The sequence below is a fragment of the Micromonospora sp. AMSO12t genome (genome assembly GCF_008806585.1).
GTDB classification, from domain to species: Bacteria; Actinomycetota; Actinomycetes; order Mycobacteriales; family Micromonosporaceae; genus Micromonospora; species Micromonospora reichwaldensis.
The window spans coordinates 1-6,490 of record NZ_WAAS01000326.1 but is presented as its reverse complement, the minus strand read 5'-3'; the positions used below and the strand labels follow the sequence as shown (position 1 = coordinate 6,490).

The following is a 6,490-nucleotide window of genomic DNA, read 5'->3' as shown; positions in this document are numbered from 1 at the left end:
ACGGGGCGTACCACCTGGTGACGGTGACCGACGACGGGCCGGGGATCCCGGCCGCGGACCGGGAGCGGGTCTTCGGGCGGTTCACCCGGCTCGACGACGCCCGCGCCCGGGACGACGGCGGCGCCGGCCTCGGGCTGGCCATCGTGCGCGAGCTGGTCCGCCGGGCCGGCGGCGGCATCGTCCTGACCGACGCCCACCCCGGCCGGGACGGCGGTCCGGGGCTGCGGGTACGGCTGCTGCTGCCGGCCCTGCCCGACCCGGAGCGGCCCTGACGGACCGGGCCACGCCGGGCGATGGTCCGGCCGGACCGCCCGGCGCGCCCACGATCGGCGCCGCGCCACCCGGGACCCGCGGCGGCCCGTCAGCCGCGACGGGCCGTCAGCCGCGGCGGGTGCAGACCTGCTGGGCGCGGGCGATCGTGTCGGTCGACCACACGACCGCGACCGTGAAGCAGTAGTCGGTGCTGCGGTTCAGTCCGTAGACGACGAAGGCGGTGGTGCCGGCGGGCAGGTTGGCGAAGGCCGTCTGCGCCTGGCCGACCCGGCCGCCCGAGATGACCACCGGGCCCTCGCCGCCGGCCGGGTACGTCCAGCGCAGCGCCACGTTGTCACGGTTGTCCCGCAGCGTCACCGAGCCCGGCGGGCTGCCGGGGGAGGCCACGGCCCCGGCCGTGGGGCCGGCGGCCGACGGGGCGCCCGTGCCGGCCGGGTCCCCGGCCCGCGTGGAGGCCGGTGCGCCGGTGGCTGCCGGGGGCGCCGGGTCGGGGGCACCGTCCATCCCGGCCACCCCGGTGATCACCGCCACCGTGCCCAGCAGCACCACCGCGACGCCACCGACGGCGAGCGGCAGCAGCCGGTTGGTGCGCCGGGACGGCGCGCGGTGCACCGGCACCGGCAGCAGCCGCGACGGCTGGTAGGGCTCCTCGGGCGCGCCGGGCTGGCGGACCCGGTGCACCCCCTCGGCCTCCTCGGTGGCGCCGTTGGCCAGGGGGACGACCGCCGGCGGCACGGCGCTGTCGGCCGGCCCGTCCCCGGCGTCGGCCTCGGGGGGCCACCAGCCGGGCGGCGGGTCCTCCGTCGGCTGCCGGGGCGTCGGCACCACGTGCGGCGGCCCGGCGTACGGGTCCGGCTCCGCCGGGCGGTAGCCCGCCTGCGAGGGGTGCTGTGCCGTCGCCGGCCCGTCGCCCGGAGGCGGGGTGCGCGCGGATGGCACGATCGGACCGTCCCGGCCGACGGGTGCGGTGTCGGCGCAGACGTGGTCCGGGTTGGCCGCCGCCCTGGCCAGCCCCGCCACCTGCGTGGCCAGCGGGTCGTCCGCCGGCAGGTGCTGTCGGCACAGCTCCCGGGCCAGCGCCAGGTTGTCGTGCGCCTCGGCGAACTGCCCGCAGTCGCGCCGCATCGCCCCGAGCCGGGCCAGCATCTTGATGCCGCTGGGGTGCCCGTCGCCGTAGACCTCGCGGTGCAGCTCCCAGGCGTCCAGCAGCCGGTCGCGGGCCACCTGGCACTGGCCGCGCGCGTACTCCACGGTGGCGAGGTCGGCGTGGGCGGCGAGCACCCGCAGCGACTCGGGACCGTCGAGCGCGGTCAGCTCGATGATCACTTCCTGGTAGAGCCGGGCGGCGCGGGACCAGCTGCCGACCCGGTGCAGCACCGCCGCGAGGGTGGCCGCGGCGGCCACCGTGCGCTGGTCGGAGCGCCCGTGCAGCCGGGTCGCGGCCGCGTACGCGAAGGCGGCCCAGCCCCGGGCCGAGTGCGGCTCGCCGAGGGCGACCAGCACGCGGGCCTGGAGGCTGGCGGCCTCGGCCAGCTCGGGTGTGGCGTTGGCCGGACGCGGGTCGGCGTCGGTCAGCGCATCCGCGAGCAGCCGTTGGGCACCGGCGAGGTCGCCGGAGGACACCAGGTGGTGCGCCTGGTCAGTCAGTTCACCGAAGCCGTAAGGCACGCCCCATCGTGCTCATCCGACGACGGTAAGTACAAGACCCGAGCGGGAGTGTATTGGTCAAGAACCGGTCAGGTGTGCGGCGAGCGTCTCGCTGATCCGACGCAACTGGTCCACCTGGGCCGGGCTCAACGCGTCGAAGAGGTGCCGGCGTACCCCCTCGACGTGGCCGGGTGCGGCGGCGGCGAGGGTGGCGAATCCCTCGTCGGTGAGGACGGCGATCTGCCCGCGCCGGTCGGTGGGGCACTCCTCGCGGCGGACCCAGCCGGCCGCCTCCAGCCGGGCCACGGCGTGCGAGAGCCGGCTGCGCGAGGAGCCGCTGGCCTCCGCGAGGTCGCTCATCCGCAGCCGCCGCTGCGGCGCCTCTGAGAGCCGGACCAGGATCTCGTAGTAGGCGTGCGGCATCCCGGCGTCGCGTTGCAGCTCCCGGTCCAGCGCCTCCATCAGCGCCCGGGAGGCGGTCAGGTACGCGCGCCAAGTGCGCTGCTCGTCGGGGTCCAGCCAGCGGGTCATGACGCCCATCATACGCCAGATAGTTGAACGTTCAACAAAACCGCGCTAGCGTCGGTGGCATGGGAATCCACCGTCTGAACCACGCCGTGCTCTACGTCAGTGACCTCGCCCGCAGCGTCGGCTTTTACCGCGACGTGCTGGGCTTCCGGCCGATCCCGATGACGCCGGACGGCTTCCGGGGCGCCGCCTTCCTCCAGGCGCCCGGCTCCACCAACGACCACGACCTCGGCCTGTTCGAGGTCGGCGCGGGCACCGGCCCCTCCACCGCCGGCCGCGGCACCGTCGGGCTCTACCACCTGGCCTGGGAGGTCGACACCCTCGACGAGCTGGAGGTGACCGCCCAGCGGCTCGCCGCCGCCGGCGCCCTGGGTGGCGCGTCCGACCACGGCACCACCAAGAGCCTCTACGGCCAGGACCCGGACGGGCTGGAGTTCGAGATCGTCTGGCTGGTGCCCGCCGACCGGCTCGACGACGCCGCCCTGGCCGCCCGCAAGCGGATCGGCCGGCTCGACCTGGACGCCGAGCGGCGGCGCTACGGCGGCCAGACCCGTGGCGGCGTCGGCGTCTCCGTACCGGCCTGACCCGACCGGGATCCGACGGCGTCCCGTCCTGACCGGCTCGGGACGGGACGCCGCCCCGACCGCGCGCCGCGCCGACCGCGCGCCGCGCCGTCCGGCCCGGATGGGGGGAGCTGTGCCCGGCCCGGGGCGAGCGTGCGGTAGAACGGCAGCATGCCGACCGACGCCGTCCTGCGCGAGCTGCTCGTCCGACACCTGGAGACCTGGCTGCCGGGGGCGCTGCACCGCGCCCGGCGGGCCACCCTGGCCCTGGCGTACGCCAGCGGCGACGCCGGCTCCGCGGAGGCCGCGCTGCGGGTGGTCGCCCGGCACGCCGACCGGCTGCGGGGGCGCCAGCTCACCGTGCTGGTGCTCGCCGACGGCACCGAGGAGCTGCCGGCCCGGCTCGGCGCCGTGGAGGCGGAACTGCCGGCGGGCGTCGCCGTGCACCTCGTGCCCGGCGGACCGGCCCGGCTGCCGGTGGCGGTCAAGGCGGCCGGCGCGGCCGGCGCGCCCCTGCTGTCCGTCGTGGACGACGACGACGCCGATCCCGCCGCGCTGACCGCCGCGGCTATCGGCAAGCCGGCGGACGTGCTGCTCGCCACCGCCGTCGGCACCCCCGCGCGCGCCGCCCTCGCCGACGCCGGGTTCCCGCTGACGACCGAGCTGGAACTGGTGCCCGCCGACGGGGCTCCGGCGCGGCTGCTCGCCTTCGCGACGGGGTCGGACAAGAGCTTGGAGGCGTTCAAGGAGGCGCTCTGGGCGGCCGACGGTGCCGCCGGCGTGCGCTACCGCGACCCGGCGGGGCGGCTGCTCGACGTCGTCGCGGCCCCGGAGCCCGGCCCGCTGCGCCGCGAGCTGCTGGCGGAGCTGGCGCGCTCCGGCCCGCGTACGGTCACCGAGCTGCGCCGGCACGCCCTCACGGCGACCGTCTACCGGTCGTCCGACGCCGTCCGAGCGCTGACCGGCCTGCTCGACGCGGGGGAGGCGACCCGCGACCCGGAGCACGGCCGGCTCGGCGGGGACGTGGTCGTCTCGGCGCGCGAGGACGGGCCGGCGTCCTGACGCGAACGTCGAGCGGGGTGCCGGTGGATCACCGGCACCCCGCTCGACCTCGGGACCTCACGCCCGGGACTTGTCCTGCTTCCAGGACAGCGGACCCGGCAGGTCGACCCGGTGCGCCTTGGCCCGCGAGTTCCAGGACCAGCGACCGATCTTGATGCTCCAGGAGGAGAAGCCGTTCTCGGTGAAGTTCAGGATGATCGGACCGTACTTCTTGCGCTTGCGGAACATCAGACCCATCGTCGGACTCCCTTCGATTCCCTTCCCTGCCCTGTCGAACCCGAACATGCCCGGATCGCCGAATCGTGAAACCCCTGTCCGTCCGCTCTGGACGGCGTCGAGGGGCGGTGACGAATCCTGTGCGTCCGAGGGCGTCGAACCCCACCCGCCGGCATAGGGGTTCGGGGCGGTGTCGGCCGACGTCGATCCCGCCCCCGATAGGGGCATTGACCGGGGCCCCGGCCCCCGGCAGCATGGGGCGATGACGCAGCGGGACGATCTTCTCCACGCGGCTCGCCTGCCCGTCGACGGAGGGCTGCCCCGCACCTCCGGCGCCCACCCGACCCCGCAGCTGGCGTGACCACCGTGGAGTGGTCCAGGCAGGGCGATGCCGACCTGCTGCCGGTGGACCGGGACCTGTTCCGGGCGCTGCTGCGCCGGCAGGCCGCCACCGTCACCGTCGTCACCGCGGTCGCCCCGGGCGCCGCGCCGGCCCACCCGGACGCCTCCGGCGGGCCCGTACGGGCCGGCTTCACGGCCACGTCGTTCACGTCGGTCTCGCTGGACCCGCCGCTGGTCTCGTTCTGCCTCGGGACCGCCTCGTCGAGCTGGCCCGTCTTCGCCCGGGCCGAGCACGTCGCCGTGCACCTGCTCGGCGCCCACCAGCGGGAGGCCGCCCGGGTCTTCGCCACCGGCGGGATCGACCGGTTTGCCGCCTATCCGCACTGGACGACGGGGCCGTTCGACGTGCCGCTGCTGACCGGAGCGCTGGCCCGGCTGCTGTGCCGGGTCGTGCACCGGGTGCCGGTCGGCGACCACACCCTCTTCGTGGTCGAGCCGCTCGCGCTCGGCGGCGGCGAGGACGGGGACCCGCTGGTCCACCACCGGGGCGGCTACACCACGACGGGCCCGCTGGCGCGGCCCTGACCAGGCCGTACCCCGCCCCACGGCGCGGCCGGCCGGCCCTGGTCAGGCGGGGGCGCGGTCGACGACGAGCACGCGGGTCACGCTGCCGTCGTCCTCGGCGATGTCACGTTCGTGGACGAAGCCGATCCTGCCCAGCAGCGACAGCGAGGCGTGGTTGGCGTCGGCGACCGTCGCGTACACGCGGGGCAGGCCGAGGGTGTCGAAGCCGTGGCGGACCAGGGCCCGGGCCAGCTCCGTGCCGAGACCGGCGCCCCAGGCCGGCTTCGCCAACGCGTAGATGATCTCGTGACCGTCGACCTGGTCCGTCCGCTTGATCTCGGCGTGCCCGACGTAGCGACCGTCCCGGCGCACCGCCCAGACGTCGAAGAGGTCCTCCGCGTAGACCTTCGTGAAGATCCGCCCGAAGAGGGCGCCGGCCGCCTCGGCGCTCAGCGGGCCGTCGCCCATGAACCGGCCCACCTCCGGGTCGGCGAGCAGGGACACGGCGTCCTCGGCGTCGTCCGGCCGGTAGGGCTCCAGCAGCAGGCGGTCGGTGTGCAGGACGGGGGTGGGCATCAGCGCGGCTCCCAGGCGTCGGGCAAAGCCGTCAACCTACGGACGTGGGCGGGCAGCCGGCCACTGATTATCTCCGCGAGGCTCACCTCGTCGACCACCCGTCGCACGGCGGCCCGCACCGCGACCCAGAGCCCGGGCAGGTTCTCCGCCGCGCCCTCGTAGCTGGTCTCCTCCGGGCGCAGCCCGCGCACCCCGGCCAGCGGACCCTCCACGGCGCGCAGCACCGCGCCGACGGTCACCTCGCGCGGCGGCCGGGCCAACGTGTAGCCGCCCTCGGCGCCGCGCTGCGCCCGGACGATGCCGGCCCGCCGCAGGTCGGCCAGGACGGCCTCCAGGAACTTGCGCGGCATGTCCTGCTCCGTGGCGATGGCCTGGGTGGACAGCAGCCGAGGGTACGCGGTGGCGAGGCTCAGGGCCGCCCGTACCGCGTAGTCGCCGCGCGCGGAGATCTGCACCCCGACATCATGCCCCGCGCGGTCGGCCGGTCGCGTCGGCGGGCGGGCGGGGCCGGACGACCGGCCCGGGTACCGGCTGCTCGCGGGCCGCGCGGAACGCGCCCGGGCTCACCCCGACCTCCCGGGTGAAGAACCGGCCGAAGTTCGTCGGCTCGGAGAAGCCCAGCCGCCGGCCGATGCGGGCGATCGGCTCGTCGGTGGCGGCCAGCAGCCGGCTCGCCTGGAGGGCCACCCGCTCGTCGACCACCTGCTTGGCGCTGCGCC

Annotated in this window: 10 protein-coding genes; 4 read left to right on the top strand and 6 right to left on the bottom strand. The window is 76.4% G+C overall.

The window, feature by feature from the left end; translation table 11 throughout:
- The coding region (locus tag F6X68_RS29375; protein WP_255474793.1) for an ATP-binding protein at window positions 1-272 on the top strand (272 nt) is incomplete at its 5' end.
- 106 nt (window positions 273-378) lie between these two features.
- On the opposite strand, the gene F6X68_RS29370 is transcribed toward F6X68_RS29375, so the two are convergent.
- Both F6X68_RS29370 and F6X68_RS29365 read right to left on the bottom strand, forming a co-directional pair.
- On the bottom strand, window positions 379-1,941 hold the full coding sequence (locus F6X68_RS29370; RefSeq protein WP_151457291.1) for a tetratricopeptide repeat protein: 1,563 nt from the start codon (window positions 1,939-1,941) through the stop codon (window positions 379-381).
- A 57-nt stretch (window positions 1,942-1,998) separates the two neighbouring features.
- The gene (locus tag F6X68_RS29365; protein WP_132240103.1) at window positions 1,999-2,460 is read right to left on the bottom strand and encodes a MarR family winged helix-turn-helix transcriptional regulator; all 462 of its coding nucleotides are present in this window, start codon (window positions 2,458-2,460) and stop codon (window positions 1,999-2,001) included.
- A gap of 50 nt (window positions 2,461-2,510) precedes the next feature.
- Between F6X68_RS29365 and F6X68_RS29360 the strand changes: the two genes are divergently transcribed.
- Window positions 2,511-3,032, top strand: a complete 522-nt coding sequence (locus F6X68_RS29360) for a VOC family protein (RefSeq protein ID WP_151457290.1) — start codon at window positions 2,511-2,513, stop codon at window positions 3,030-3,032.
- A gap of 150 nt (window positions 3,033-3,182) precedes the next feature.
- Complete coding sequence (locus tag F6X68_RS29355; protein WP_151457289.1) at window positions 3,183-4,073, top strand: hypothetical protein; 891 nt, start codon at window positions 3,183-3,185, stop codon at window positions 4,071-4,073.
- Window positions 4,074-4,130: 57 nt separating this feature from the next.
- Here the strand turns inward: F6X68_RS29355 and F6X68_RS29350 are convergent, their stop codons facing one another.
- Window positions 4,131-4,310: a DUF4236 domain-containing protein gene (locus tag F6X68_RS29350; protein WP_007075522.1), complete on the bottom strand. Its 180-nt coding sequence runs from the start codon at window positions 4,308-4,310 to the stop codon at window positions 4,131-4,133.
- Window positions 4,311-4,646: 336 nt separating this feature from the next.
- On the opposite strand from F6X68_RS29350, the gene F6X68_RS29345 reads away from it, so the two are divergent.
- Window positions 4,647-5,216 (top strand): flavin reductase family protein, encoded by a 570-nt coding sequence (locus tag F6X68_RS29345; protein WP_370519007.1) that lies wholly within the window; start codon window positions 4,647-4,649, stop codon window positions 5,214-5,216.
- A gap of 42 nt (window positions 5,217-5,258) precedes the next feature.
- Here F6X68_RS29345 and F6X68_RS29340 read toward each other — a convergent pair whose 3' ends face one another.
- The 3 genes from F6X68_RS29340 to F6X68_RS29330 all read right to left on the bottom strand — a co-directional run.
- A complete protein-coding gene (locus F6X68_RS29340; protein WP_151457288.1) occupies window positions 5,259-5,771 on the bottom strand; it encodes a GNAT family N-acetyltransferase in 513 nt (170 codons plus the stop codon).
- The gene (locus tag F6X68_RS29335) at window positions 5,771-6,226 is read right to left on the bottom strand and encodes an Rrf2 family transcriptional regulator (RefSeq protein ID WP_121398934.1); all 456 of its coding nucleotides are present in this window, start codon (window positions 6,224-6,226) and stop codon (window positions 5,771-5,773) included. The genes F6X68_RS29340 and F6X68_RS29335 overlap by 1 nt, the downstream gene beginning before the upstream one ends.
- Before the next feature lie 7 nt (window positions 6,227-6,233).
- Window positions 6,234-6,490, bottom strand: a 257-nt coding sequence (locus tag F6X68_RS29330) for a helix-turn-helix domain-containing protein (protein ID WP_151457287.1), incomplete at its 5' end; no start/stop codon positions are given.

Bases quoted from the DNA above. Each gene is read 5' to 3' on its own strand.
- F6X68_RS29360 (WP_151457290.1), top strand. From the start codon at position 2,511: ATGGGAATCCACCGTCTGAACCACGCCGTGCTCTACGTCAGTGACCTC.
- F6X68_RS29365 (WP_132240103.1), bottom strand. From the start codon at position 2,460: ATGGGCGTCATGACCCGCTGGCTGGACCCCGACGAGCAGCGCACTTGG.
- F6X68_RS29355 (WP_151457289.1), top strand. From the start codon at position 3,183: ATGCCGACCGACGCCGTCCTGCGCGAGCTGCTCGTCCGACACCTGGAG.
- F6X68_RS29350 (WP_007075522.1), bottom strand. From the start codon at position 4,310: ATGGGTCTGATGTTCCGCAAGCGCAAGAAGTACGGTCCGATCATCCTG.
- F6X68_RS29340 (WP_151457288.1), bottom strand. From the start codon at position 5,771: ATGCCCACCCCCGTCCTGCACACCGACCGCCTGCTGCTGGAGCCCTAC.